At 39.1% G+C, this 1480-nt stretch carries 2 protein-coding genes; both read left to right on the top strand.

The features are described 5' to 3' along the window. Nucleotides 1–239 (top strand): hypothetical protein (locus tag F6K13_RS32860; protein WP_287289884.1); only part of this gene is annotated, 239 nt, incomplete at its 5' end. A 140-nt stretch (nucleotides 240–379) separates the two neighbouring features. Continuing rightward, nucleotides 380–1480 (top strand): two-component regulator propeller domain-containing protein (locus tag F6K13_RS32855; RefSeq protein WP_287289882.1); only part of this gene is annotated, 1101 nt, incomplete at its 3' end.

Below are 1480 nucleotides of genomic sequence, written 5' to 3'. Positions count from 1 at the left end.
GCGATCGCCTAACTCAAACTTTGAATAAAACAGATAAAACAGATATAGAAAAGGCAATTAAATCTGGAGAAAAAGCTGTGAAGGAATGGGAAAAAGAACTCTCGCCTCAACAGCTTTTGTTTTATGCGGCTAAACCGGATGGTTGGAATGGATTTAATAAATTTCTGAGTCAATATTTTGAACATTCTGGTGTTTTGACAGAATTAGAAAAACCATATATTATGAAAAACTATGTATAAAAATCGTCTAAAAAATAATAAATATTATCAGCCAAATATAAACAATAGCAGGACTCAACTGTTTGGGAAACATCCCATTCGGATAGGGTGCATCTCATATTTGCAAAAATACTTTTTTCCTATATATTGCCTATTGCCTGTTGCCTGTTGCCTGTTGCCTGTTGCCTGTTGCCTTGGGAGAAGACCACTCCTTTCAGACTGAACAGAAAACAGTAGAAAATTTAGCTACCTTGGCAAAGAAACCAACACCACAGATACTCCGAGCAAGAGATGCAGGAAAATTTACCAAATTCAAACATATCACCAGCAAAGATGGACTTCCGGAAGATAGAGTCTGGAACATTGTTCAAGATAATGATGGGTTTATGTGGTTTGCGATGAATGGCGGACTCATTCGCTATGATGGCAATGGAATGAAAATTTTTCAGCACGATCCTAATAATCCTGGTAGTTTGAGTAGCGATCGCACTAGAGACCTATTGATAGACCGTAGTGGTACACTCTGGATTACAACTTGGAATGCTGGACTTAATCAATATGTACCTTCCACTGAGAGTTTTACCCACTATTATCACGATCCAGACAACCCCCAAAGTTTAAGTAGCGATGCTCTTAGAGCTATCCATGAAGACAGTCAGGGAAATTTATGGATAGGTACTTTGGGTGGTGGACTTAACAAACTGAATCGAAATACAGGCAAATTTACTCGCTACCAACATGATTCCACAAATCCCCACAGCTTAATTAATAACGATGTGTTTAAAATCTATGAAGACAGCAAGGGTGTACTTTGGATCGCAACTTATGGTGGTCTGGAAAGGTTTGACTATGAAACAGAAAAATTTACCCATTATCAGCACGATCCAAACGACCCCCATAGTCTCAGTGACAATGTTGTACGAGGAATTTATGAAGATAGTCGCGGGAATTTATGGGTGGGTACTCAAAACGGTCTCAATACTTTAGACCGGGAAACCCAGAAATTTACTCGATATCAATACAATCCCGACAATATCAATAAGTCAGATAACAACACAGTTTTTACAGTATCAGCAGTTGAGGATGATGCAGGTTTTGTGTGGTTTGCGACTTGGGGTAATGGACTTTACCGATTCGACCCCCAAACAAAAACCTTTACCCATTATGAACATAACTCTGGCGATCCCTATAGTCTCAGTCATGATAATACTCTTCCACTCTACAAAGACGAAGTCGGCAAATTGTGGATTCCCACAGAAAGG

Source organism: Okeania sp. SIO2B9 (assembly GCF_010672505.1).
In the GTDB taxonomy this organism is placed as follows: Bacteria; Cyanobacteriota; Cyanobacteriia; order Cyanobacteriales; family Microcoleaceae; genus Okeania; species Okeania hirsuta.
This window is presented reverse-complemented; position numbering and strand designations above follow the sequence as displayed.